Source organism: Ensifer sesbaniae, from assembly GCF_013283665.1.
Taxonomy (GTDB): domain Bacteria; phylum Pseudomonadota; class Alphaproteobacteria; order Rhizobiales; family Rhizobiaceae; genus Ensifer; species Ensifer sesbaniae.
This window is the reverse complement of the sequence record NZ_JABEKU010000001.1, coordinates 2,866,623-2,890,590: the sequence shown is the minus strand read 5'-3', so window position 1 is coordinate 2,890,590 and position 23,968 is coordinate 2,866,623. Positions and strand designations below refer to the sequence as shown.

The following is a 23,968-nucleotide window of genomic DNA, read 5'->3' as shown; positions in this document are numbered from 1 at the left end:
AAGAATGTAACACAGGATTGGCATTCGGCGACCATTTGGGTGTAGTTGCCCTTCAACAAAGAGTGATTTTGCCGGGGGCTTGCCCGGAAATGCCTGCGCGCCGGGGACGGGGCTGGAAAGGCGGAATGCTGACACCGACGGAAAATGCCGAGCCATTTCAGATCGATAACCTGCAGCGGGCGGCGTTCGGGTATTTTCTCGATCATGCCGATCCGGCCACCGGGCTGATCGCGGACACGTCGCTTCCCGGCGCGCCCTCGAGCATCGCGGCGACGGGTTTTGGCCTTTCCTGCTATCCCATCGGCGTCGAGCGCGGCTGGATTTCGCGCCGCGAGGCAAGCAGGCGGGTATTGACCGTGCTGCGTTTCCTTGGCGAGAGCCCGCAGTCCCGCGACCAGCGGGCGAGCGGCTATCGCGGCTTCTACTATCACTTCCTCGATATGCGGACCGGCGAGCGGACCTGGCGCAGCGAGCTCTCGACCGTCGACACGGCGCTGCTGATCGCCGGATGCCTGACGGCTTCCGCCTATTTCTCCGGCGAGGACGCGGTTGAAGGCGAGATCCGAAGCCTTGCCGAAAGGCTCTATGCGCGCGTCGACTGGCGCTGGGCGTTGGCCCGGAGTGACACACTGACGATGGGCTGGCGCCCGCCTGGCCGGTTTCTGAAACATCGCTGGCGGGGATATAGCGAGGCGCTGCTGCTCTATGTGCTGGCGCTTGGGGCAACGGATCAAGCCATCGGACCCGAGCACTACGATGCCTTCACCGAGGGCTATGACTGGATCCCGGTTGACGGGGAGCCGCATCTCCATGCGGCGCCGCTTTTCATCCACCTGTTCCCGCAGGCATGGCTCGATCTTCGCGCGGTCGGCGATCGGCCGATGCGGGAGAGGGGGACGGACTATTTCGCGAACACCCGGCGCGCCATTGCGTTGCAGCGCGACCATGCGCGCCGGAATTCAGGCCGCTTCGCCGGCTATGGCGAACAGCTCTGGGGGCTCAGTGCCTGTCACGCGCCGCGCGGTCGGCTGCGCCTTGCGGACGGACGCTGGCAGCGGCTTTTCGGCTACGTCAACCGGGGCGCGCCGTTCGGGCTGGACGACGGCACGCTCGTGCCCTGGGCGGCGTCCGCCTGCCTGCCTTTCGATCCGGACGCATCACGCGCGGCACTCGGTCATATTAAGGCCAGCTATCCCGGACTTCTGAAAGAGGGGCGCCTTCCGGGCGGCTTCAATCCGAGCCTTGCCGGCGATGGGCCGGAAGGCTGGATCGATGAGCGCGTCGTCGGTCTTGACCAGGGGCTCGTCGTGATGATGATCGAGAACTGGCGAAACGGCTTCGTCTGGGAGCTGACACGCAGCCTGCCGGCGATCCGGCGCGGGCTCGAACGCGCGGAGTTTGAGGGTGGCTGGCTGGCGACGGAGACGGCATGAATTTGGATGAGCGCCGGCAGACAGCGGAAACTGCAGGGAAATATCCGCCGCAGGTGCCGGCGGTGGTCGAGCGGTTGCGCGCGCAGTTTCCTGACGCCGGCGTTTCGCTCGATGTGGGCGAAAGCGCCTTCAGTGCGCCGGAAGCCTTCTGGGCCATGGGCGGGGCAGGGGTCGAGCAGGGCCTTGCCTATCAGGACTTTTTCGCAATCGGCATGACGGACCGAATCCGGGCGGCGCATCTGATCGCCTTTTATAGCCGGCAACTGAGTGTGGTTCTCGGCGCGTTCTATCTCGGCGCGGGGCTTCACGCAGAAATCGCCGGCATTTGCTTCGAGGACTGGGTTCGGCTGCATGAGGGGCGGGAGATTGCCGGCAAGCGCTATCACTTCCATCTTGATCGGCTGACGGCGGTGCCGCAGGAGAGCGAAGGCGGCAATGCTTTCGAGCGCGGCTTCACCGCCCATCTGGCGCCGGTCGTCGCCGTCTTGAAACGGCGGACGGGGCTTTCCTCCGGAGCGCAGTGGCGGCTGGCGGCGGACTCGCTTGCCGGCGCCTTCCTGGAGATCGGACGGGCGATCGGCGACGAGGCGCGCGGCATGGCCGAGGCGCTGGCAATCGTCAGAAGGCCGGGGTCGCCGCTGTTCTCGGAAGAACTCTGCTACGAGGAGATCTCGGCTATCGATCCGGCAAGCAGCGAGCGGCTGTCGCGCCAGTACCGGATACGCAGCGGCTGCTGCCTCTATTTCCGAACGGAAGGCGGCAGCTTCTGCGACACCTGCGTGCTGCTCGAACCGGACGATCGTCGCCAACGGCTGGCAGCCCATCTCATGCAAAACGGCGGGGGCTGAACCCCCGCCGCCTGCTTGTTCAGGCTCCCATGAGCACGGGATCGGCCGGATCAGTTCGCCTTGGCGAAACGCTCGTTGACGAAGCCGGAAACGACGCCGAGCACGATCCAGAAGGCAAGCGTGGTGGCGAGGGCGGCAACGGCAAATTCGGCACCGAGCACGGCCGGGACATTGCTGGAGATGTCGAGCGGCTGCGGTGCGCCGTAGACATGCGGCGCGGCGATCAGCGCGAGGCCGACGACCTTTGCGACGATCTCCTCGCGCAGGACGACGAGATAGAGGCCGACGGCTGAGAGGGCGGCGGTTGCCAGCCACCAAGCCTGGCGATCGCCGAGCTCGGCGGCCGGGAAGCCCGGCAATTCCGGCGGCAGGCCGATCGCCGGCAACATGTGCACCGCCAGCCAGCCGCAGGCGCCCCAGAGCGCACCGTTCCTCAGCGTGATCGGATAGCCGATCACCAGGCTGACGCCGGCCAGCAGCAGGCCGAAGCCGGAGCCGGTGACGAGGTTCGCCATCAGCGTGCCCGAGAAGCGGCTCAGGCCGAACATGATGCCGCCTTCCTCGTGTTCGCCTTCATGCGCATAGGCCGGCGTGATCGGCGACAGCGCATCGAGCACGGCGCCGAGCGGCGAGACCGCCTTCAGCGACGAATGCTGGTCGTGCCCCTCTGCGGCCGGCTGCGCCGCCCCCGGCTGGCCGGTGGGCTGCTCGGTAGTGGCCGGAGCCTCGCCTTCGAATTGTTCTGCATGCAGGATCAGCGGCGTAACCCTGAGTTCCTGGGCGCCGGTCATGAAGACACCGGCAATCAGTCCGGCCACGATCGCGGCCAGAAGCGTTCTGACAATCATCTTGAATTCCCTCGATAACGACAAAAGCCACGCACGCTGGCGTGGTTTGCAGGCCTTTCCGTTCTTTCTGCCATGCGGACGGCCCTTGTGCGCCGGACGATCCGGCATGCACAAACACCCACATCCGGCACAGGCCGGATGCGTTCAGGTCCGCAGACACTTCGATGCGGAACGTTAGCTACGTTCCGAGGCATCTGTTTAGTGGCAGGGGAAACCGTAGGAATGGCGGGTGTCGTGCGCGGTGTCGTGCAGCACGGCCGAGTTTGCAAGGCCGGCGCCGAAGACGAGGAATGCGCCGATGAGAAGCGCGATGACGCCAGCGGTCAGACGATCGCTGAGGGAGAGCGGGGTGCTCGAAATGGTAGACGTAGCCATGACAACCTCCGTGATGGCATCGGGAAATTCCCGGTGTGGGCCCTATGCCCGTATCGAGTGGCAGGTTTCCTGGCTCACGGCGCTGGGCGCAATGCCCGGGATCTGCCTCGCCTTCCCAGTCCGACCACCCTCTCGCGGTCTCTTCCAGTGGCTTCTCCCGGATCGCTCCGGAACGGCAAGATCGACGTCGCTCTACAGTCGCGGGGTCGGCCGTGATTTGAATGCCCAGCTTGGGTCCATCCGTCACGTTCCCGTTTACTCCCGACACACGTTCGCGTCTCGGGAACCAATCGATCGCTGATGATTATGAGCGTGTCATGGCGTTGTCAATTGACCTTGCGCCGCCGGCCGCTTCATCAGCGACAAAATCGCGAAGGATCATCTGCTTGTAGGCCTCGACGATGCGGCCGCCCTCGGCGCGGTCGACCGAGATGGCGAGCCGCATCGTGCATTCGCCGAGATACATGATCAGGAACGCGGCTTCGTCGATCGCCGCGCGTGGGCGTTGCGGCTGGAGCCGGGCAAGGACATCGCCGAGCAGACGGCCGGTCATGCGGCTTTCTTCCAGTTCGATCTGCCTCAGTGTCTTGTCGGCCTGCATCGCCGACCAGATGTCGCGCATCACCGGTTCGGCGAGGAACATGTCGTAATAGGTATCGAAGAGCGCGCCGAAGGCGTCGCGCAGTTCTGCCATCGACGTCACCTTGGCGAATTCGCCCTCGATGCATTCGCGGGAATAGGCGTTGTAGCGCTCGGCGAGCGTGCGCACGATCGCCGCCTTGTCCGGGAAATACTGATACAGCGATCCGATCGAAATCCCTGCCTTTTCCGCCACTTCGCTCATGCGCATGGCATCGCTGCCCTTCTCGGCGATGAGCGTGGAGGCGCAGGTGAGGATGTGCTCGACGCGCTCCCGGCTGCGCTTCTGGCTGGGCGTGCGGCGGAGCGCGGTGTCGTCCTCGCCTGCAATCGGCAGGGTGCCTGTCGGCTCAATCATGAGTGATCCTCACATTTTTGTCTTGACTCTCAAAATACGAGGATTTATCACATTTGCAAATGTGAGGGTTGCTCATGTTTTGAATCGGGAGAAAAGTCATGTCTGGCAAGGTTACGTTGGTGCTGGGTGGTACGGGCAAGACGGGGCGTCGCATCGCGGAGCGGCTGCGCGCCAAGGGCGTCGCGGTGCGCGTCGGGGCGCGCTCGGCCGAGACGTCCTTCGACTGGAACGACGAGACGACCTGGGCCCCGGTGCTCGAGAATGTCGAGCGTGTCTATGTCAGCTATCAGCCGGATCTCGCCGTGCCTGGTGCAGTCGAGGCGATCCGCCGCTTTTCCGCGCTTGCGGTCCGTTCCGGCATCGAGCGGCTCGTGCTGCTTTCGGGGCGCGGCGAGGATGCGGCGCAGGCGGCCGAACGCGAATTGCAGGCCTCGGGCGCCGACTGGACGATCATTCGCGCCAGCTGGTTCTTCGAGAATTTCAGCGAAGCCTTCCTGAGGGATGCGGTTCGCAGCGGCATGGTCTACCTGCCGCCGGACGCGGTCACCGAACCGTTTGTCAGCGCCGATGACATTGCCGATGTCGCCGTCCTTGCGCTCCTCGACGACGCGCATGTCGGCAAGATCTATGAACTGACCGGGCCGCGGCTGCTGACCTTCGCCGAGGCCGTCGCGGAGATCGCCGCGGCATCGGGGCGTCCCATCGGTTACCAGTCCGTGCCGCTTGCCGATTTCGTGGCGCAGATGCGAGCCGAGGGGCTGCCGGATGACTACGTCGAACTCATCCGCTATCTCTTCTCGTCCGTGCTCGATGGGCGCAATTCCAGCCTGACGTCCGATATCGAGCACCTGCTTATGCGGCGGCCGCGTGACTTTGCAACTTACGCCCGGGAGACCGCAGCAACCGGTGTCTGGAGTGTCGCCGCATGATCTCGCTGATCCCCGCTTTGGCCTTCATCGCCGCCATCGGTTCCGGCCTGATGGCCGGCCTGTTCTTCATCTTCTCGGTCTGCATCATGCAGGCCCTGTCGCGGCTGCCGCCGGAGCAGGGGATCGCCGCGATGAACGCAATCAATGACGTCATCCAGAACCCGTTCTTCCTCAGCGCCTTCATGGGCACGGCGCTGATCGGACTGGCGCTGGTGATCATGGCCCTCCTCTCGGACGGTGAAGGCGGATGGCTGCTCGCGGCAGGCGGCCTCGTCTATGCCGTTGGCGTGCTGCTGGTCACGATCATCTTCAACGTGCCGATGAACGATGCGCTTGCCGCTGCGGTACCCGGCCAGGCCGCGACCGATCTCTGGCAGCAGCGCTATCTCATCGACTGGGTCTGGTGGAACCACGTGCGCACCGTCGCCTCGATCGGCGCGCTGGCGCTCTTCATTCTCGGCTTCGCCCGCGCCTGACAGATGGCGGCGGCAAGGCCTTCGCACCTTGCCGCCGTTTTGCCGTGCTGCCGAGACGCTCAGCGTATCGGGCCGTCTTCGTGGATGCGTCGTCCCTTCCAGGCGGCAAGCGCATCCGAGAGATCGTCGGTCGGGACCATCTGGGCGAACTGTTCGCTCTCGACCAGCAGCCCCTCCGCGATCGACATGTTGAGGCCGCGGGTAACGGCGGTGATGATCGAGCGAACGGCAAGTGGCGAATAGCCCATGATGCGCCTGGCCAGGTCACGGGCCGCAGGGATCAGCGCGTCATGGGCGACGACCCGGTTGATGAGCCCCATCTCCAGTGCGTGCTCGGGCGAGAAATCCTCGCCCGTCAACAAGAGTTCGAGCGCGCGCTTGCGACCGGCAAGGCGCGGCAGGCGCTGGGTGCCGCCGAAGGTCGGCGGCATGCCGAGCTTGATCTCGGGCTTGGCGAAGCGCGCCCTGTCGCTGGCGATGGCCAGATGCACGGCCTCGGTGATCTCGCAGCCGCCGCCATAGGCGATGCCGTTGACGGCGGCGATGACCGGTTTTGGAAAGGCTTCGAGCCGGGCCGTCAGCCCCTGGCCACGGCGGACGAAATCGCGCACGGCGGGGTTCACGCCCTTGGCCACGCTTTCGGAAAACTCATGAATATCGCCGCCGGCGGAAAAGGCGCGGTCGCCAGCGCCGATGATGATCACGGCGCCGACATTATCGTTTACCTCGATCGTGTCGAGAAGGGTGAGAAGCCAGTCGATCAGCTCGTAGTTCAGCGCGTTGAGCTTCTGCGGGCGGTTGAGCGTGAGGAGGGCAATGCCCTCGGAAATCTGCATCAGCACGGTATTGGACATCGTTGCTCTCCGGCAAAGGTTGACGCGGGGAGGCTAGGTGAGGGATGATGTCATGTATATTCACTAGTCGGTATACATCGTGATGGCGAAAGCAGAGAAGTCGACCCGGGATGTGATCGTCGCCGCCGCGGCAAAGCTCTTTTATGGCGAGGGCATCCGTGCCGTCGGCGTCGATGCGGTGGCCGAAGCGGCGGGGGTAACGAAACGCACGCTCTACTACCATTTCGAAAGCAAGGACGAGCTGATCGCGGCCTATCTCGAAGGCCGAGACCAGCCGAACCTGAAACTCTTCCAGAAATGGTTCGCCGAGGCCGACGGCGAACTGGCGGCGAAGGTTGACGCGATCTTCGTCAACCTGGCGCGGGCGGCGCGCCATCCGAAGTGGAAAGGTTGCGGCTTCCTGCGTACCTCCGCCGAACTTGCCAACATGCCGGGGCATCCGGCGATCCGTATCGGTGCGGCTCACAAGAAGAAGTTCGAGGCGTGGATGGCCGAGACCCTCGCCGATGCCGGGGCGTCCGAACCCGCCCTGCTGGCGAAACAGATCCTGCTGCTTCTCGACGGCAGCTTTGCCGTGGTGCTGCTGCATCGTGATGCCGGCTACATGGAGGCAGCCGGCAAGGCGGCTGCCTCACTGGTGCGAGTGGCGCTTGCCCGCGCCAACTCAAGGGCGTTGTCGGCGCTGTAGGGGCGAGAGGCGATTTCCGCTTCAAGCGGGCGCAATTGGCGGGCAATATAGGCTGCATCATCAACGGCAGAACAATCTGTGGATGTTGGCGCGCCGCCAGAAAGGGAAAACCATGACCGTCAAGCGGATCGTCTCGAACGTCTACGCCCCGGACCCGCAGGTGGCGCGCGCCTTCTATGGCGACCTGCTGGAACTGGACGTGGTGATGGATCATGGCTGGATCCTGACCTTTGCCGCCAAGGGCAAGGCCGCGATGCCGCAGGTGAGCATCGCCAGCGAGGGCGGCAACGATACGCCGGTGCCCGTGCTTTCGATCGAAGTCGACGATGTCGACCAGACCTACGCGCGCGCCAAGGCGGCAGGCGCGGAGATCGTCTACGACATCACCAACGAGCCCTGGGGCGTGCGCCGTTTCTTCATGCGCGACCCCTTCGGTAACATCGTCAACACTCTCTCGCATCAAGCAATTCCAGGAAAAGTGTGAAACGGTTTTCCGCCCGGAATTGCGCCGTCTCAAATGATCCGCGAGGGAGCCGCCGGCTGAACCGGCGGCGCGCGATCGCTATCAGGCGAGCGACAGGGCGTTGGCGAGATCGGCGACGAGATCATCCGGGTGCTCGATGCCGATAGACAGGCGGATGGTCGATTCCAGCACGCCGATGCGGTGGCGCACGTCGATCGGTACACCGGAATGGGTCATGGCCGCCGGGTGGCTGGCAAGCGATTCCGTGCCGCCGAGGCTGACCGCAAGCTTGAAGATCTGCAGCGCATTGAGGAAGCGGAAGGCTGCCTCCTGGCCGCCAGTGATGTCGAAGGAGAAGGTCGAGCCGGCGCCGGTGCATTGCGCCTTGAAGGTACGGCCGACGGGCGAGTTCTCGTCGTGGAAGGGCAGGTAGTGGATGCGCTCGACCTTCGGGTGCTCGCGCAGGAATTCGGCGACGATGCGGGCATTGTCGTCGGCCTTCTGCATGCGCACCGACAGCGTCTCCAGCGAGCGGCCGAGCATCCAGCAGGAATGCGGGTCGAGCTGGGTGCCGATCGCGCCGCGCAGCGCCTTCACCTGTTTTATGATCGCCTTCGGGCCGAGGACGGCACCGGCGATCAGATCGGAATGGCCGCCGACATATTTGGTGAGCGAATAAAGCGAGATGTCGGCGCCATGCTCGATCGGCCGCTGGAAGACCGGGCCGAGCAGTGTGTTGTCGCAGGCGACGATAGGGGTATGCCCCTGCTTCTTGCCGATCGCATCGGCGACGCGGCGGATCATGGCGACGTCGACGAGGCTGTTCGTCGGGTTTGCCGGCGTTTCCACGAGAATCACCGAGACGCGGCCCTTTGCGATTGCCTCTTCAGCGGCTGCCATCACCGCAGCTTCGTTGACGCCATCGGCAAAGCCGACGGCTGAAACACCGAGATTGAGGAAGGTCTTGGCAAGCAGCGTCTCAGTGCCGCCATAGAGCGGCTGGCTGTGCAGCACCGCGTCGCCCGGCTTGACGAAGGCGAGCAGGGTGGTGGCGATCGCCGACATGCCGGAAGAAAACAGCGCGCCGCTTTCGGTGCGCTCGTAGACGGCGAGCCGGTCTTCGACGATCTCGCTGTTCGGATGGTTGAAGCGCGAATAGACGAGGCCGGCGCCAACACCGGCGGGTGGCTCGCGGCGGCCGGAGACGAAATCGAAGAAGTCGCGGCCCTCTTCGGCCGAGCGGAAGACGAAGGTCGAGGTCAGGAATACCGGCGGCTTGACGGCGCCCTCCGACAGTTCCGGATCGTAGCCATAGTTCAGCATCAGCGTTTCGGGATGCAGCTTGTGGTTTCCGATGTGGGTCTTGGAGGGATGCGGTGCGGTCATGACTTGTCTCCTGAAGGGAAGCGGACTCGACTGACTGGCAAATTATATCAGATGCTTGGACCAATCCTTGCTATTTCCGGCCGGATCGCCTTGAGTTGAGCAAAGATTTGGCTGGAAAGAAAAGATATGGCGCAGAAAATTGCCGACGAGACGGATCGCAGGATTTTGAAGGAGCTTGTTGCCGATGCCCGCCTCACCAATAACGAGCTTGCCGAGCGCGTGGGGCTCTCGGCTTCGCCCTGCCTGCGCCGGTTGCGGCGGCTGGAAGAAACCGGCGTCATCAGGGGCTATACAGCGCTGATCGATCCGTCGATCGACGGCTGGATGATGACCGCGATCGCCACCGTCAGGCTCAGCCGCCAGCACGAGGACGAGATCGTCATGTTCGAGGAGGCGGTGCGCGGCTGGGACGAGGTGCTCGAATGCCATCTGGTCACCGGCTCGCGCGATTATGTGCTGAAGGTGATGAGCGCCGGGCTCGAGCACTACGAGCGCTTCATCAAGGAAAAGATCGCGCGGCTCAAATGTGTCGCCTCGATCGAGACGAGTTTCGTCATGAACACGATCAAGGAGCGGCGGATCTAGCGTCCATGCCGCAATAAATCTTTGAAGACGTTCGACTTTCTGCAGCTTCTGCCATGGTGTTGCGGTTACGGCGGATCTTGTCGGGGCATTCGAGCTCGAGGGGTCCCGTCGCAATGGCTGCGCCTGGCGGCTTTGAAAGTGTCAAGGACGCCCTAGATTCAAGGGATTAGGGCGTCCTTCATACGCTCGGTCGGACGTCTGGCTCTCTCGGAGAGAGACGATGGATTTCGTAGCAGCGTTCGACGCCGCCGCTTCCTGGTTGCGGACGGTCCTGTTGAACGAATGGACGTATTATCAGCTTGCCATCATCGTTGCCGGCTACCTGATCTGCGGCGCGCTGGCAAAGCGAATAGAGCCGCTCGTCGAAACCCGTGCCCGCATGATCAAGGGCAATCCGGATCTGCTGCGCGTCATCATCGCCTTCATGCGGCGGCTGCGGTGGCTCTTTCTGATCGTTTGGCTGTGGATCGCCGACGGGATGATTTTGCGCTTCGGGTGGCCCTCCTATCGCTGGCTGGTGTCGACCGCGCTGACATTGACGGCGGCGTGGTTTGTCATCTCGGTCCTGACGCGCATCATCCGCAACCAGATGCTGGCGCGTGTTACCGCTGTCGTGGGCTGGATCTATTTTGCTCTTTACGCGGTCGGATTGGACCGCGTGATCCTGACGACGCTCGATGGCGTTGCCGTCAATCTCGGCGCGGTTCGTCTTTCGTTGCTGCTCGTCCTGAAAGCGATCGTGCTTTCTTCCGCCCTGATCTGGCTCGCGGTGCTGATCGGCAACGTCTCGGCGCACTGGATACAGCGGTCAGCGGATCTCACGCCCTCCTTCAAGGTGCTGATCAGCAAACTGGTCAAGATCGCGCTGATCGGCGTTGCCGGTGCGATCGCGCTCTCCGCAACCGGCATCGATCTGACGGCGCTGACGGTCTTTTCCGGGGCGGTCGGCGTCGGTATCGGCTTCGGTCTGCAGAAGGTGGTCTCCAACTTCATCTCCGGCATCATCATCCTGCTCGACAAATCGATAAAGCCGGGCGACACGATCACGCTTGGCGATACCTTCGGCTCCGTGCGCGACCTGCGTTCCCGCTTCGTCTCCGTCATCACCAGGGACGGAAAGGAGTACCTCATTCCGAATGAGGACTTCATTTCGCAGCAGGTGGTGAACTGGTCTTTCTCCAGCGACTTCGTCCGCATCGACGTCGGTTTCGGCACCTCCTATGACAGCGATCCGCACGAGGTGGCGCGCATCGCCGTCGCGACGGCCAAATCGATCCCACGGGTTGCGAGCAGCCACTCGGAGCCCGTCTGCTGGATGACCGGCTTCGGCGCATCGTCGCTCGATTTCAAGCTCAGATTCTGGATTTCCGATCCGAGCAACGGGCTGACCAACATTCGCGGCCAAGTGCTGATCGCGCTTTGGGATGCGTTCAAGGCGGCGGGTATTTCGATCCCGTTCCCGCACCGCGAAATCATCATGAAGACCCCCGTAGAAGTCACCCGGGGCTGACCCGATCACCTTCTTCGATCCCCATTCCTTCTACCGCGAACCGGACTGGATGAAGGCACCGCGCGGGGCCGATGTCTCTCCAGCGCTGCGCTGGTTCCCGGTCGCGACCATGTTCCAACTGCTCGCCGACATGGCGCTCGCGACGACCTCGCCGATCGGCTACGGCCACTATTGAGGCTCGGACGGCACCGGTAACGTTGAGAGCAACCCTCCCATTGCGGCGATGATCTTGCGATGCTGGTGGGCGTGGCGGGTGCGAAGGCTGGTGGCCGCGTAGACCGTCTGCGGGATCACGGGCGCGTCCTGTACCCGCGCGGCAGATCCATCCGAAACCAGCCGCTCCGCCGTTGCCGCCGTCACATAGGCCGAGCCGCCGAGGGCTGCGAGCAGCCGGGTGATTGCCATGTTCTGGCCGGCGGAGAGGAGGGCCGCGGAAAGGTGTGGCAGGGCCAGGCGATGGGCACGGTCGAAGGTCGGCGAATAGCTCGAGCGGATATAGCTCTCGGAGCGGACTTCGGAGAGACTGTGCGCTTCGGTACTGACGAGCAGGTAATGCAGATCGCCGATCCGTTCATAGTAGAGATCGGGCAGGTAGTGGGGGGTGTAGAGGATCGCGAGGTCGAGGTTGCCGGCGCCGAGATCGCGGTTCATCTGGTTGGAGTAGTCGGCCTCCATATAGACCTCGATGCCGGGCATTTCCCGGCGGATCGCCGCCATCCATTCGCCGGCGAAAGCCTCCGCCAGATCGTGCTGGATACCGAGGCGCATCGAGCGTTCCAGTGCCCCGGCATTGGTGACCGCACGCGTTGCCTCATGCCATTGGTTTTGCAGGGCTTTTGCGTAATCTAGGAAGCGCAGGCCCGCCGCCGTCGGCACCGTGCCGCCCTTGTTACGGGTGAAGAGCTTGCGGTTGAACTGGGCTTCGAGCGCCTTCACCCGATGCGAGACGGTCGACTGGGTGATGTTCAACCGCTCGGCGGTGCGGTTGAAGGAGCGGCTCTCCATCAGGTCGAGGAAGGTTTCGATCAGCTCTACCTGCATGCCATTCTCCCCGATTGCAGCCGCTCCAATCTAATCGAATTCGTCGATCAATAAAGCCTGTTTCCTTCGCTTGATGACGCCTCGCTTCACCGGCAAGAATTCCGCCAAAACGAGGGAACAGTTGATGTCGAATTTGCCGTCGCACGCGCGTGTCGTGATCATCGGCGGGGGAGCGGTGGGCGCTTCCTCGCTCTACCATCTCGCCAAGGCGGGCTGGACCGATTGCGTGCTTCTGGAAAAGAACGAGTTGACGGCGGGTTCCACCTGGCATGCGGCCGGCAACGTGCCGACCTTCTCGTCCTCCTGGTCGATCATGAACATGCAGCGCTATTCGGCCTCGCTCTATCGCGACCTTGGCGCGCTCGTCGATTACCCGATGAACTATCACGTCACCGGCTCGATCCGGCTCGGCCACTCCAAGGAGAGGCTGCAGGAGTTCAAGCGCGTCGTCGGCATGGGGCGTTATCAGGGCATGGATCTCGACATCCTCTCGCCCGACGAGATGCGCGCCCGCTACCCGTTCCTCGAAACGCACGAGCTAACCGGCGCGCTCTATGATCCCTATGACGGCGACATCGATCCGGCGCAGCTGACGCAGGCGCTGGCCAAGGGCGCGCGCGACATGGGTGCGAAGATCATCCGCTTCTGTCCGGTGACCGGGGCGCGGCGCGAAAACAACGAGTGGGTGATTTCGACGCCTCAGGGCGAGATTCGCTCAGAATATGTCGTCAACGCCGCCGGCTATTATGCCCGCGAGGTCGGCAAGATGTTCGGCCGCGACGTGCCGATGATGGTGATGAGCCATCAGTATATCCTGTTCGACGAGATCCCGGAGCTTGCCGCCTGGTCGAAGGAGGTCGGGCACAAGCTGCCGCTCTTGCGTGACGTCGACAGCTCCTACTATCTCCGCCAGGAGAAGAACGGCATGAACCTCGGCCCCTATGAGCGCAACTGCCGCGCCCATTGGGTGACGCCCGACGATCCGATGCCGGAGGATTTCTCCTTCCAGCTCTTCCCCGACGACCTCGACCGGCTGGAATGGTACCTGAACGACGCGGTCGAGCGCGTGCCGATCCTTGGCACGGCGGGGCTCTCGCGCATCATCAACGGCCCGATCCCCTATGCGCCCGACGGCAACCCGCTGATCGGCCCGATGCCGGGCGTGCCGAACGCGTTCGAGGCCTGCGTCTTCACCTTCGGCATCTGCCAGGCGGGCGGCGCCGGCAAGGTGCTGGCCGAATGGATCACCGAGGGCCAGACCGAATGGGACATGTGGTCCTGTGATCCGCGCCGCTACACCGACTATACCGACCAGGACTATTGCATCGCCAAGGGCATGGAAATCTACGGCCACGAATATGCGATGCATTTCCCGAAGCATTACTGGCCGGCCGGGCGCGACAAGAAACTCTCGCCGATCCACGACCGGATCGCCGCGCTCGGCGCCCAGTTCAAGCCCTATAACGGCTGGGAACGCGCCATGTGGTACGCCAAGCCCGGAGACGATACCTCTGAAGGTGCGACGCAGACCTGGGGGCGCGAAGGGCCCTGGGCCAAGCGCATCGAGGAGGAGTGCCTGGCCGTGCGCGATGCGGCCGGCATTCTCGACCTGCCGGGCTTCTCGCGCTTCCGGGTAAAGGGCGAGGGGGCGACCGCCTGGCTTTCGAGCCTCATCACCGGTCGCGTGCCGAAGCCCGGGCGCATCGGTCTTGCCTATTTCGCCGACGACAAGGGCCGGATCGTCACCGAGATGTCTGTGATGATGATCGACGAGGACTTCTTCTTCCTGATCACCGCGGCGACGGCGCAATGGCATGATTTCGAGTGGCTGATGAAGCACCGACCGGCCAATGCCGCCTTCGCCATCGACGACGTGACGAAGTCCTTCTCCTGCCAGATCCTCACCGGCCCGAAGTCGCGCGCCATCCTCGCCGAAGTCAGCGACGCCGATCTTGCCAAGGGCTGGCTCACGCATCAGACGGCTGAGATCGCCGGGCGCTATTGCCAGCTCGTGCGCGTCTCCTTCGCCGGCGAACTCGGTTGGGAGATCCATACGAAGGTGGAGGATACGGCCCCGATCTTCGACGAGGTGTGGGCGGCCGGGCGGAAACACGGGCTCAGGCCCTTCGGCATGGAGGCGCTCGACAGCCTGCGCATCGAGAAGGGCTACCGTGCCTGGAAGGGGGATCTTTCGACCGACTACACCGTCCTGCAGGGCGGGCTCGAGCGTTTCGTCGACTGGTCGAAGCCGGGCTTCAAGGGCAAGGCGGCGCTGGAGCGCGAGAAACAGCAGGGGGTTTCCAAACGCTTCGTGATGTTGACGGTTGCCGCCGACGGCTGCGATGCGCCTTACATGTCGACGCTCTGGTCCGACGGCCAGGTGGTCGGCGAGACCACCTCCGGCAACTGGGGGTACCGCGTTGGCAAGTCGATCGCGCTCGGCATGCTGCGCGCCGATCTCGCCGTGCCCGGTACGGAGATCGAGGTCGAGATCTTCGGCGACCGTTTCAAGGCGACGGTCGAGGCGGATCAGCCGCTCTGGGATCCCTCCAACGAAAGACTGCGCGCATGACGAAGCCCATTCCCTCGAAAGCTCGTGCGGTCATCATCGGCGGCGGCGTTTCCGGCTGCTCGGTCGCCTATCATCTGGCCAAGCTCGGCTGGACCGACGTGGTGCTCTTGGAGCGCAAGCAACTGACCTCGGGCACGACCTGGCATGCGGCCGGCCTGATCGGCCAGCTTCGCGCCTCGCAGAACATGACGCGGCTGGCGAAATACTCGGCCGACCTCTACGTCAAGCTCGAGGCCGAAACCGGCATTTCCACCGGCATGCGCCAGAACGGTTCGATCACCGTGGCGCTGACGGAGGAACGCAAGGAGGAGATCTATCGCCAGGCCTCGCTGGCGCGCGCCTTCAATGTCGATGTGCGCCAGATCACGCCCGACGAGGTGAAGGCGATGTATCCGCACCTCAATACGTCTGATGTGAAGGCGGCGGTGCATCTGCCGCTCGACGGCCAGTGCGACCCGGCCAACATTGCCATGGCGCTGGCCAAGGGTGCCCGCCAGAACGGCGCGACCATCATCGAAGGCGTCAAGGTGACGTCCGTTCTGAAGAAGGATGGCCGGGTGACCGGCGTTACCTGCGAGCAGAACGGCGAGACCTATACGATCGAGACCGATCATGTCGTCAACTGCGCCGGCATGTGGGGACGGGAGTTCGCGCGGCAATCGGGCGTCACGGTGCCGCTGCACGCCTGCGAGCATTTCTACATCGTCACCGAGGCGATCCCGAACCTCACGCGCCTGCCGGTGCTGCGCGTGCCGGACGAGTGCACCTATTACAAGGAGGATGCCGGCAAGATGCTGGTCGGTGCCTTTGAGCTGAAGGCCAAGCCGTGGGGCATGGAGGGCATCCGCGAAGACTTCTGCTTCGACCAGTTGCCTGACGATTTCGACCACTTCGCGCCGATTCTGGAGATGGCGGTCAACCGCATGCCGATGCTGGAAACGGCGGGCATCCATACCTTCTTCAACGGCCCGGAGAGCTTCACCCCCGACGACCGCTACTATCTCGGCGAGGCACCTGAGGTGAAGGGCTACTGGGTGGCGGCCGGCTACAATTCGATTGGCATCGTTTCCTCCGGCGGCGCCGGCATGGCGCTGGCTGAATGGATGAACGACGGCGAGCCGCCCTTCGATCTCTGGGAGGTGGATATCCGCCGGGCGCAGCCATTCCAGAAGAACCGCGCTTACCTTAGGGATCGGATCTCGGAAACGCTCGGCCTGCTCTATGCCGACCATTTCCCCTATCGCCAGATGGCGACGGCCCGCGGCGTGCGGCGTTCGCCGCTGCATGAGCACCTGAAGGCCCGCGGTGCCGTCTTCGGCGAAGTGGCCGGCTGGGAGCGGGCCAACTGGTTTGCGAAAGAAGGCCAGGAGCGCGAGTACCGATATTCGTGGAAACGGCAGAACTGGTTCGAGAACCAGAAGGCCGAGCATCTCGCCGTTCGCAATGGCGTCGGCCTATTCGACATGACCTCCTTCGGCAAGATCCGGGTGGAGGGGCGCGATGCGCTTTCGTTCCTGCAGCGGCTCTGCGCCAACGAGATGAATGTCGAGCCCGGCCGGATCGTCTATACCCAGATGCTGAACGCCCGCGGCGGCATCGAGAGCGACCTGACGGTGACGCGCCTTTCGGAAACCGCCTTCCTGCTGGTCGTGCCCGGCGCCACCTTGCAGCGCGACCTTGCCTGGCTGCGCAAGCATCTCACTGATGAGTTCGTGGTGATCACCGATGTCAGCGCCGGCGAAAGCGTGCTCTGCGTCATGGGGCCGAAGGCGCGCGAACTGATGCAGAAGGTCAGCCCCAACGATTTCGGGAATGCCGCCCATCCCTTCGGCACGGCGCGCGAGATCGAGGTCGGCATGGGGCTGGCCCGGGCGCACCGCGTCACCTATGTCGGCGAACTCGGTTGGGAGCTCTATGTCTCGACCGACCAGACGGCGCATGTCTTCGAGGCGCTGGAAGCGGCGGGCGAGGGGCTGGGGCTGAAGCTCTGCGGTATCCATACGCTGGATAGCTGCCGGATCGAGAAGGCCTTCCGCCATTTCGGTCACGACATCACCGACGAGGATCATGTGCTCGAGGCCGGGCTCGGCTTCGCGGTCAAAGCCGACAAGGGTGATTTCATCGGCCGCGAAGCGGTGCTCGCCAAGCACAATCGCGGGCTGTCGCGGCGGCTGGTGCAGTTCCGGCTGGCCGATCCGGAGCCGCTTCTTTTTCACAACGAGGCGATCGTTCGCGACGGCAAGATCGTCGGCACGATCACCTCAGGCAACTACGGCCACCACCTCGGCGGCGCGATCGGCCTCGGCTACGTGCCTTCGGAAGGCGAGAGCGCAGACGACGTGCTCGGTTCGCGCTTCGAGATCGAGATCGCCGGAACGCGGGTGAAGGCGGAGGCGTCGCTGAAACCGATGTACGACCCGCGGGCGGAACGGGTGCGGATGTAGGACGAGAGTTTGTGGCTGCCCTCATCCGGCCTGCCGACCACCTTCTCCCCGCGGGCGGGGAGAAGGAGACGCGGGGTCGGCCGCCCACCCGGACGGCAAGGCGGCAATCTGAATGAATAACGGGCTCTTTCCCTGAGTGGTGAAGAGGGGATGAGCGGGAGCGGCAAATCGCTTCTCCCCGTCAAAACGGGGAGAAGGTGCCGGCAGGCGGATGAGGGGCGAAAAACACACCCGCCCCATTGGGAGATGATGATGGCTGACGATTGCGCAGTTGTGGCTTCGAGACGGTCCGGGGGGCGGGCGGCGCGGGTGGCGCTGCGCGCCGCGCCACTTGCCGAAAACATCCGGCCGGTTCGTCCTGGTCTTTCCGGCGGCCAGTACAAGCCACTGACGGAAGCCGGCGTGAGACGCATCCATGAGGCAGCCCTCGACGCGCTGGAGCAGATCGGCCTTGCCAATGCACCGAAATCGGGCATCGAGATCATGACCGGCGCCGGCGCCATCCTCGGCGATGACGGGCGCATCCGCTTTCCGCGCGCGCTGGTCGAGGACATGCTTTCGATCGCCGCGCGCGACATCACGCTCTATGCCCGCGACCCGAAGCAGGATCTCGAGCTCAGTGGCACGCGCGTCTATTACGGCACGGCGGGTGCGGCGGTGCATATCGTCGACGTCGAGAAGCGCGAGTATCGGGAATCCACCGCCAAGGACCTGTTGAACGCGGCGCAACTCGTGCATCACCTCGACAACGTGCACTTCTTCCAGCGCGCCATGGTTTGCCGGGATGTGGCCGACAACTTCCTGATGGACGTCAACACGCTCTATGCCTGCTGCGCCGGAACGACGAAACATGTCGGCACGAGTTTCTCCGATCCATCGCATGTCGATGGCTGCTTCGATCTCATTCACATGATCGCCGGCGGCGAGGACAAATGGCGGGCGCGGCCCTTCGTTTCCAACTCGAACTGCTTCGTCGTTCCGCCGATGAAGTTCGCGGAGGAAAGCTGCATCACCATGGAGAAGTGCATCCGCGCCGGCATGCCAATCCTGCTGCTCTCGGCCGGCCAGGCGGGGGCCACCGCACCGGCGCCGCTTGCGACCGCGATCGTGCAGGCGGTCGCCGAATGCCTGGCGGGCGTCGTCTATGTCAATGCCATGGCGCCGGGGCACCCGGCGGTCTTCGGCACCTGGCCTTTCGTCTCGGACTTGCGCACCGGGGCGATGTCCGGCGGCTCCGGCGAACAGGCGCTGCTGACGGCCGGCTGCGCGCAGATGCACCAGTTCTACCGCCTGCCGGGCGGGGCTGCCGCCGGCATTGCCGACGCGAAGCTGCCGGACATGCAGGCCGGCTGGGAGCAGGCGATCTCCAACGTCATGGCCGGGCTCTCGGGCCTCAACATGGTCTATGAGGCCGTCGGCATGCATGCCTCGCTGCTCGGCTTCTGCCTTGAGTCGCTCGTTCTCGGCGACGACCTGCTCGGCCAGGTCCAGCGCTGCATCCGCGGCATCGACGTGACGGAGGATTCGGTCTCGCTCGACACCATGCGCTCGGTGTGCCTCGATGGCCCCGGGCATTATCTCGGCCATCCGCAGACGCTCGGGCTGATGCAGACGGAATACATCTATCCGGCCGTCGCCGACCGCACGAGCCCGAAGGAATGGGTGGAGATCGGCCGACCGGATCTGGTGGCAAAGGCGATCGAGAAGAAGAACCGCATTCTGGCGGAAGCCGCACCCTCGGTGATCGCGCCGGAGATCGACCTGATGATCCGGGAGAAGTTCCAGATCTACTGCTGAGCTTCGTCGAGGGGCCCAATCCTCGCTCCGGTTCCGGCGGAGGGGGTCGCCTAATCCCGCCGGTCGAAATGGGTCCGGAGCGCCACGTGCGTCTGCACCGTGGCGACGCCCGGGATCAAGGAGATTTGCCGGCGGATCGTGTCGAGGTCGCCGTTCGTGGCGCATTCGACGAGCACCATCAGGTCGGTGGCGCCGGCGAGCGACCAGCAGGTGACGACAGGCGGCATGGCGGAAAGATGCGGCACGATATGGTCGCAGTTCTTGCCGGACTGGAACGAGATGGCGACCAGCGCCCTGACCGTCGGGTTCTTGTCCTCGACGCCGAGGCGGATCGTGTAGCCGGCGACGACGCCCTTGGCTTCGAGCCGCCGCAGACGCTCGTGCACGCCGCTGCGCGAGAGGCCGGCGTGACGGGCGAGCGCTACCAGGCTCTGGCGCGAATCCTGGCGAAGCGCTGCCAGCAGCAGCCGATCCTTGTCGTCGAGTTCCGTCAAATTGTATCTCCTTTTGCGCCAAGTCCGGACAATTGTCCGGTGTGGCGCCATCTTGTCCAGTGAAACCGGACGATAGGACAGATAGCTTCCTTCTCGCAACGAAGGAGCTTTGCCATGAAAATACCAGTCGTGCCCGACAATGCTGTGCTGCTGCCGATCGACATGCAACAGGCTTTTGACAGTGCCCCCTGGCCGCGCCGCTGGAACGCCGATATCGACCGGAACGGTCTCACCCTGCTTGCCGCCTGGCGCGCGGCCGGCCGGCCGGTGATCCATGTCCGCCACGACAGCGTCATGCCAGGCTCGACGCTTGGATCCGGTGCAGCCGGCAATGCCTTCAGGCCCGGCTTCGAGCCACAGGCCGGCGAACCGCTCGTCACCAAGAGCGTCAACGCGGCCTTCATCGGTACCGATCTCGACCTCAGGCTTCGACGTCTCGGCGTCGATACAGTCGTTACCTTCGGCATTTCGACCGACATGTGTGTCTCCACCTCGGTGCGCGTCGGCGCCAATCTCGGTTACCGCATGATCCTCGTCGAGGATGCGTGCGACTGCTTCGATCAGCCGGATGGAGACGGAACGATCATCGCTGCCCGGGACATCCACCGGGCCCATGTCGCGACCCTGCGCGCCGAGTTCGCCGAGGTGACGTCGACGGTTGCCTTCGTCGAAGCCTTACGCCGTGCGGACGCCGCCTAGAATATCCCACTCTCCTGTCGAAATCGCCGAGCGCGCGCTGTTCACAAGCGATTCCTGATAAAATCTGAAAGTGGTTTCCGCCGGAATTGTGTCGCATTCCGGGCACCGGAACCGCTGTTCACCGGTTTGTGCCGCGGACCTCGACGATCTCGGTCGTCCATTTCGGCGCCGTCAGGCTCTGGCCTTCGCGGTTCGGAAAGGTGAGGAAGGTCTCGAATGGCCGACTCTGGCCGGCCGGCACCCGGGCGAGAATCAGGGCCGCATCGTCGCCGATCGTCTGGCAGGCGTCGCCAGGGCAATCTTCCAGCGTGACGGAGAGACGGAAATATTCGAGCAGGATCCGACCCTTGTTCGTCACTGTACCGCGCAGCCGGAAGCTTCGTTCCGGCTGGCTTTGTTCGAAGGTCAATCCATCCAGTGCAATGTCGGCGGCGGTAAGGCTCGCGGGCTGTGCCGTCTGGGTCGGCTCGGGTGCTACGGGCTTGCGGTCCTCGCGATCGCCGAACCAGATGATGAAGGCGACGAGCAGGCCGACTGCCACGGCAACCGAGAGGATCGGTTCCGCCCATTGGCGAAAACGGCTGAAGCGCGTTGCCAGATACACAACGACAAGACCCAGCGGTAACGCGATCAACCAAAGCATCCAGATCCTCCTCACCGCATCATTCCTTGAATCGGGTTCGATGCAAGAGGGAAACCATGCCGCCGATCAAAGCGTTAGACGGCCTTTCCCTGATGAGGCAAGGCCGTGACGACACTTATATAGGGTGCCCGACGGCTGACGACACGCGACTATAGGCAGCAGCCGCCGGTTCCGGTGAACCAGGGATGGGTCATGTTTCGGCTGAGGACAGAGCCGAAGCTAGTCCGCCGGCTTCAGATCCACCCAGTAGCTGCCCTCGAATGGCACCGCGGCGAAACGTTCGTTGATTTCGTCAAGGCTCTTCTTCGGGTCGAGATCGCCGAAGAGGTCCGGCCGGATCCAGGTGGCGAAGGCCTCGGCGGCGACGATGTTGAGCGGGATGGCGTTGAAGAAGTTCCAAAGTCCGTGAACGCGCTTTTCCTGCACGGCGCGGATGCTCGCGAGCGCCGGCGCTTCGATGGTGCGGGCGAGCGTCTCACGCGCCTCGTCTTCGCTGACTCCGGGGCCGATCGACAGCGTGCCGTATTTGCCGCCGGGCGAGGAGGTGGCGATGTAGATATCAGGGTTTGCCGCCATGATCGCCTCGGCGTTGACCGTGCCGCCCGGCCGCGGCAGCACGCCTTCGGCGATGTTGCGGCCGCCGGCCATCGTCAGGAACTCGCCGAGGCCGCCGGTGCCATAGGCCCAGCAGCAGCGGTCGGCCTGGGGGAAGGCGTCCATCAGCACCAGCGGGCGCGGCTCCGGCTTGGCGGCGATGCGTGACCGGATCAGCGCCAGCTTGTCCTCGTAGAACCGGGCGAAGGCTTCGGCCTGTTCCTCCCGCTCGAAGATCTGGCCGAGAAGGCGCATCATGCGCGGCGTGCCGGTCAGCGCGTCGTTGTTGAAGTCGACGACGATCACCGGCACGCCGATGCCGGTCAGGTATTCGATGGCGCGCTTGCCGGACTCGGTATCAGATTGCCAGTTGTTGAGCAGCGCGAGATCGGCCTTCACCGTCAGCAGCGTTTCGAAGGAGAGGCCCGGGCCGGTGCCGTCGTCGATCTGCGGCACGTCGGCGATCGCGGGGAACTTCCGCCGGAAGCTCTCGTAGATCTCCGGATTGTCGCCCTTCATGTCGCCGGACCAGCCGGCGAGCAGGCTGACGGGATCCGGATGGATCAGCGACAGGGCGACGAGATTGAAGCCGCTGCCGAGCAGGATCGCCTTCGGCCTTGCCGGTATGGTCACCTCGCGACCGACCGCATCGGTGACGGTCATCGGCCATGGGCCTTCGGCGCGGGCCGCGGTCGCGAGCGCCAGAGCGGCAACGAGAACGAGCATGAGCCGCCGGGCGGCCGGGAGAATGCAACGATGAAGCAAGCCTATTGGTTCCTTTGGCTGGGGAGGGCGCAGAGGCTGCCGCAGCTGGGGACCCCGGGCAGCAGGTAGCGCAGGCAGCAGATCTTGCGGCGGCAGACGCGGGCGCCGTCTTCCTCCTCGTGGCGCAGGCAATCGAAGAAGGGATTGGGCGAACCGTCGGGCATCGACCTGTTGCCGATCAACGCGTCGGCCTGGGCGCTCAGCGGCTCGATTCCGGAAGCGCGCAGCGCATAGTCGATATAGACGAGCGCATTGTTCCAGGCGAGTTTCGGGGCGATGCCGCCGACAGACTTGAGATAGCCGACCACCTCGCGCAAATGCCCGTGCATCAGGGGGCCAAGGGTGGCGAAAACGTCGGCGTCGTCAACCTCTTGCCAATTGCCAGATGTCGCGACGCCGAAGGTCCGGGGCAGGCCATCCTCTGCGAGCGCCATCTTCATTTCGTCGAAAGCGACGGGCAGCACCTGATGGTCGAGTACGCGTGCCACCAGATAGGGGATGGTGAGGCTCGAGAAATAATAGAGCGACCACATGGAGGCGACGGCGCGCCGGTCGCTGGCTCCGGATTTTTCCGTGTAGACGTCGAGCGCTCTGTCGAAGGCGCCGGAGGCGAAGAAGTCCGGCAGCGCCATGCCGTCGGAGAGCTCGTCCGAGAGCACCATCTTCTCGTTGCACCAGGCATGGGTGCCGGCAAAGGCCGCCGACAGTGCCTTGGGACCTCCGGTCGCGACGACCGGTTCGCAAACGCCAGCCGTCATGGCGTCATCCGCGCACGGGTAGGCCCGATCGGAAACACAGCCGTGAAAGAACGCCGTCCTGCAAGCATGCGACACCTTCTGAGCGCAGTCAGATACTCATAAGGTGATCGTGTTACTCAAGATTTTTCCCGGCGCAAGTCATTTATGAGTTTTATAATCATGATTTGTCGGCAAAGATGCGAGACGCCGCAAGCCGGAGCTTGCGGCGGTCGAGGCGTCGAGACGCAGGCCAAGCGCCGCCTATTGCATCAAGCCGAGCTGTTTGTAGAAGCCGAGCGCGTCGTAATAGTCGCTTTGCCCGGCGATCTTGCCACCCTTGACGGTAAAGACCGAGGCTCCGGTGATCTTGAAGCTCTTGCCGGTTCCCTTCGTGCCGTCGCTCCAAGCGCCGGTGTTGGTGCCGGAGAACTCCCATTCGAAGGATACCTTGTCGCCGGCGGCGATGGGGTCGCCCTTCATGGTCCAGACTGCATCTGGGACCGCGTTCAGGAAATTGTCGATGACGCTGGTCTTGGCGGCATCTTTCCCAGTCACCGGCTTGCCGACGGACGCGTCGTAATAGGTCACGTCGTCGGCGAAATAGGAGGCTGCCTTGCCCGAGTCATGGGCGTTCCAGGCCGCGACATAGGCCGCGACCACATCCGGCGGCGCGTCGGCGGCAAGGGCCGCCGGCGTGAGCACGAGGGCACTGAGGCCGAGGGCCCCAGCGGCAGCAAGCAATTGACGACGGTACATGGCAAACTCCTCCCGATTTTTCCGTTTGCATGCG

23 protein-coding genes, 1 pseudogene and 1 riboswitch are annotated in these 23,968 nt (G+C 64.0%); of the genes and pseudogenes, 13 read left to right on the top strand and 11 right to left on the bottom strand.

All coding sequences use genetic code 11. From position 1 onward, the window contains the following. Window positions 1-125 precede the first annotated feature (125 nt). Both BHMPCIPO_RS14030 and BHMPCIPO_RS14025 read left to right on the top strand, forming a co-directional pair. The gene (locus BHMPCIPO_RS14030; protein WP_173517318.1) at window positions 126-1,433 is read left to right on the top strand and encodes a glucoamylase family protein; all 1,308 of its coding nucleotides are present in this window, start codon (window positions 126-128) and stop codon (window positions 1,431-1,433) included. Beyond that, window positions 1,430-2,281, top strand: coding sequence for a (2Fe-2S)-binding protein (locus BHMPCIPO_RS14025; protein WP_210266453.1), 852 nt, complete (start codon window positions 1,430-1,432; stop codon window positions 2,279-2,281). The genes BHMPCIPO_RS14030 and BHMPCIPO_RS14025 overlap by 4 nt, the downstream gene beginning before the upstream one ends. A gap of 50 nt (window positions 2,282-2,331) precedes the next feature. Here BHMPCIPO_RS14025 and BHMPCIPO_RS14020 read toward each other — a convergent pair whose 3' ends face one another. From BHMPCIPO_RS14020 to BHMPCIPO_RS14010, 3 genes are all read right to left on the bottom strand, one after another. Continuing rightward, window positions 2,332-3,129, bottom strand: coding sequence for a CbtA family protein (locus BHMPCIPO_RS14020; RefSeq protein ID WP_173517317.1), 798 nt, complete (start codon window positions 3,127-3,129; stop codon window positions 2,332-2,334). 198 nt (window positions 3,130-3,327) lie between these two features. After that, a complete protein-coding gene (locus BHMPCIPO_RS14015; protein WP_173517316.1) occupies window positions 3,328-3,504 on the bottom strand; it encodes a CbtB domain-containing protein in 177 nt (58 codons plus the stop codon). Between the two features lie 42 nt (window positions 3,505-3,546). Continuing rightward, window positions 3,547-3,810: riboswitch (cobalamin riboswitch) on the bottom strand. Next, window positions 3,809-4,501, bottom strand: a complete 693-nt coding sequence (locus tag BHMPCIPO_RS14010) for a TetR/AcrR family transcriptional regulator (protein ID WP_173517315.1) — start codon at window positions 4,499-4,501, stop codon at window positions 3,809-3,811. It overlaps the preceding riboswitch by 2 nt. Window positions 4,502-4,599: 98 nt before the next feature. Here BHMPCIPO_RS14010 and BHMPCIPO_RS14005 point away from each other — a divergent pair, with 98 nt between their 5' ends. Beyond that, window positions 4,600-5,430, top strand: coding sequence for an NAD(P)H-binding protein (locus BHMPCIPO_RS14005; RefSeq protein WP_173517314.1), 831 nt, complete (start codon window positions 4,600-4,602; stop codon window positions 5,428-5,430). Beyond that, window positions 5,427-5,906 (top strand): anthrone oxygenase family protein, encoded by a 480-nt coding sequence (locus tag BHMPCIPO_RS14000; protein ID WP_173517313.1) that lies wholly within the window; start codon window positions 5,427-5,429, stop codon window positions 5,904-5,906. Before BHMPCIPO_RS14005 ends, BHMPCIPO_RS14000 begins: the two co-directional genes overlap by 4 nt. Before the next feature lie 59 nt (window positions 5,907-5,965). On the opposite strand, the gene BHMPCIPO_RS13995 is transcribed toward BHMPCIPO_RS14000, so the two are convergent. Continuing rightward, on the bottom strand, window positions 5,966-6,760 hold the full coding sequence (locus tag BHMPCIPO_RS13995; protein ID WP_173517312.1) for a crotonase/enoyl-CoA hydratase family protein: 795 nt from the start codon (window positions 6,758-6,760) through the stop codon (window positions 5,966-5,968). Between the two features lie 82 nt (window positions 6,761-6,842). Here BHMPCIPO_RS13995 and BHMPCIPO_RS13990 point away from each other — a divergent pair, with 82 nt between their 5' ends. Continuing rightward, window positions 6,843-7,448, top strand: a complete 606-nt coding sequence (locus BHMPCIPO_RS13990; RefSeq protein WP_173517311.1) for a TetR/AcrR family transcriptional regulator — start codon at window positions 6,843-6,845, stop codon at window positions 7,446-7,448. 112 nt (window positions 7,449-7,560) lie between these two features. Continuing rightward, the gene (locus tag BHMPCIPO_RS13985; RefSeq protein WP_173517310.1) at window positions 7,561-7,932 is read left to right on the top strand and encodes a VOC family protein; all 372 of its coding nucleotides are present in this window, start codon (window positions 7,561-7,563) and stop codon (window positions 7,930-7,932) included. An 81-nt stretch (window positions 7,933-8,013) separates the two neighbouring features. Here the strand turns inward: BHMPCIPO_RS13985 and BHMPCIPO_RS13980 are convergent, their stop codons facing one another. After that, window positions 8,014-9,297 carry a cystathionine gamma-synthase family protein gene (locus BHMPCIPO_RS13980; protein ID WP_173517309.1) on the bottom strand — a complete coding sequence of 428 codons (1,284 nt, stop codon included), beginning with the start codon at window positions 9,295-9,297 and terminating at the stop codon, window positions 8,014-8,016. Window positions 9,298-9,423: 126 nt separating this feature from the next. On the opposite strand from BHMPCIPO_RS13980, the gene BHMPCIPO_RS13975 reads away from it, so the two are divergent. From BHMPCIPO_RS13975 to BHMPCIPO_RS13965, 3 genes and pseudogenes are all read left to right on the top strand, one after another. Continuing rightward, a complete protein-coding gene (locus BHMPCIPO_RS13975; RefSeq protein WP_173517308.1) occupies window positions 9,424-9,882 on the top strand; it encodes an Lrp/AsnC family transcriptional regulator in 459 nt (152 codons plus the stop codon). Between the two features lie 220 nt (window positions 9,883-10,102). Further along, the gene (locus BHMPCIPO_RS13970; protein ID WP_173517307.1) at window positions 10,103-11,392 is read left to right on the top strand and encodes a mechanosensitive ion channel family protein; all 1,290 of its coding nucleotides are present in this window, start codon (window positions 10,103-10,105) and stop codon (window positions 11,390-11,392) included. Further along, window positions 11,388-11,561: pseudogene (locus BHMPCIPO_RS13965) on the top strand (alpha/beta-hydrolase family protein); the annotation flags it as partial. The gene BHMPCIPO_RS13970 and the pseudogene BHMPCIPO_RS13965, both read left to right, overlap by 5 nt. Here BHMPCIPO_RS13965 and BHMPCIPO_RS13960 read toward each other — a convergent pair. Continuing rightward, window positions 11,561-12,433 (bottom strand): LysR family transcriptional regulator, encoded by an 873-nt coding sequence (locus tag BHMPCIPO_RS13960; RefSeq protein WP_173517306.1) that lies wholly within the window; start codon window positions 12,431-12,433, stop codon window positions 11,561-11,563. The pseudogene BHMPCIPO_RS13965 and the gene BHMPCIPO_RS13960 sit on opposite strands and share 1 nt — an antisense overlap. 124 nt (window positions 12,434-12,557) lie before the next feature. Here BHMPCIPO_RS13960 and BHMPCIPO_RS13955 point away from each other — a divergent pair, with 124 nt between their 5' ends. From BHMPCIPO_RS13955 to BHMPCIPO_RS13945, 3 genes are all read left to right on the top strand, one after another. Next, window positions 12,558-15,005, top strand: coding sequence for a GcvT family protein (locus BHMPCIPO_RS13955; RefSeq protein ID WP_173517305.1), 2,448 nt, complete (start codon window positions 12,558-12,560; stop codon window positions 15,003-15,005). Next, window positions 15,002-17,449 carry a GcvT family protein gene (locus BHMPCIPO_RS13950; protein WP_173517304.1) on the top strand — a complete coding sequence of 816 codons (2,448 nt, stop codon included), beginning with the start codon at window positions 15,002-15,004 and terminating at the stop codon, window positions 17,447-17,449. The genes BHMPCIPO_RS13955 and BHMPCIPO_RS13950 overlap by 4 nt, the downstream gene beginning before the upstream one ends. Window positions 17,450-17,701: 252 nt before the next feature. Next, window positions 17,702-19,246, top strand: a complete 1,545-nt coding sequence (locus tag BHMPCIPO_RS13945) for a trimethylamine methyltransferase family protein (RefSeq protein ID WP_173517303.1) — start codon at window positions 17,702-17,704, stop codon at window positions 19,244-19,246. Between the two features lie 50 nt (window positions 19,247-19,296). On the opposite strand, the gene BHMPCIPO_RS13940 is transcribed toward BHMPCIPO_RS13945, so the two are convergent. Then, window positions 19,297-19,740, bottom strand: a complete 444-nt coding sequence (locus BHMPCIPO_RS13940; protein WP_246304317.1) for an Lrp/AsnC family transcriptional regulator — start codon at window positions 19,738-19,740, stop codon at window positions 19,297-19,299. A gap of 114 nt (window positions 19,741-19,854) precedes the next feature. Between BHMPCIPO_RS13940 and BHMPCIPO_RS13935 the strand changes: the two genes are divergently transcribed. After that, window positions 19,855-20,439, top strand: a complete 585-nt coding sequence (locus tag BHMPCIPO_RS13935) for a cysteine hydrolase family protein (RefSeq protein ID WP_173517302.1) — start codon at window positions 19,855-19,857, stop codon at window positions 20,437-20,439. 118 nt (window positions 20,440-20,557) lie between these two features. Here the strand turns inward: BHMPCIPO_RS13935 and BHMPCIPO_RS13930 are convergent, their stop codons facing one another. The 4 genes from BHMPCIPO_RS13930 to BHMPCIPO_RS13915 form a co-directional block, all read right to left on the bottom strand. Continuing rightward, window positions 20,558-21,082: a hypothetical protein gene (locus BHMPCIPO_RS13930; protein WP_173517301.1), complete on the bottom strand. Its 525-nt coding sequence runs from the start codon at window positions 21,080-21,082 to the stop codon at window positions 20,558-20,560. A 219-nt stretch (window positions 21,083-21,301) separates the two neighbouring features. Beyond that, window positions 21,302-22,402: an ABC transporter substrate-binding protein gene (locus BHMPCIPO_RS13925; protein WP_173518172.1), complete on the bottom strand. Its 1,101-nt coding sequence runs from the start codon at window positions 22,400-22,402 to the stop codon at window positions 21,302-21,304. 41 nt (window positions 22,403-22,443) lie between these two features. Beyond that, a complete protein-coding gene (fhuF, locus tag BHMPCIPO_RS13920; RefSeq protein WP_173517300.1) occupies window positions 22,444-23,199 on the bottom strand; it encodes a siderophore-iron reductase FhuF in 756 nt (251 codons plus the stop codon). Between the two features lie 240 nt (window positions 23,200-23,439). Next, window positions 23,440-23,934 carry an ester cyclase gene (locus BHMPCIPO_RS13915; protein WP_173517299.1) on the bottom strand — a complete coding sequence of 165 codons (495 nt, stop codon included), beginning with the start codon at window positions 23,932-23,934 and terminating at the stop codon, window positions 23,440-23,442. Window positions 23,935-23,968 lie beyond the last annotated feature (34 nt).